This window comes from Paenisporosarcina sp. P4_D4 (assembly GCF_056401835.1).
Window position 1 is genome coordinate 1 of record NZ_JBFUIO010000433.1, and the last position, 523, is coordinate 523.

Here is a 523-nt window from a genome sequence, read left to right on the forward strand (position 1 = left end):
CGGTACATGCGGAGCATACCTGTAAATACTGAAAGCTAACGTCTTTTCTCAGACGTTAGCTTTTTTCTTTTTTCTTATTCAACTAAAGCATCCGTTAGTTGAACAAGACTTATTGAAGTGTTGACATATACAGAAGAATCAGGAGGAGACATCGTAATGAAAGTCATAAAGACAATTGTGTAATGTGCAACGGGAAAGTACGGGATATTATTTAGATTCGGAAGAAGGCGTTTGGTGTATGAGTTGTGCTGAACAAGAATCGGATTATTGACATAAAATGCGAATAAGAAAGGGGGGGGGGGAATTTGTTGAAATTCTTAGTTGTTTCGTTATTGATTGTTTCTTATATAGATACAATTCGGATTGCCAAACCTTCAAAAAACCAAGTTAAAGGGGTTCATCAGGATGCTCTTTGGGCATCTATTCACACAATGGCGAATGGTTTGGCGGTAGCATTTATTTTATTTGACGTATAACAGTATTTAATTAGTTCGCAGTTCAACCATAATACGCTTCTTCAACT

General features: G+C 36.7%; 1 protein-coding gene. It reads left to right on the forward strand.

All coding sequences use genetic code 11. The annotated features are described in order from the left end of the window. The first annotated feature begins 305 nt into the window (after positions 1 to 305). The gene (locus AC1DSL_RS19350) at positions 306 to 476 is read left to right on the forward strand and encodes a hypothetical protein (RefSeq protein ID WP_477533495.1); all 171 of its coding nucleotides are present in this window, start codon (positions 306 to 308) and stop codon (positions 474 to 476) included. Positions 477 to 523: the final 47 nt, after the last annotated feature.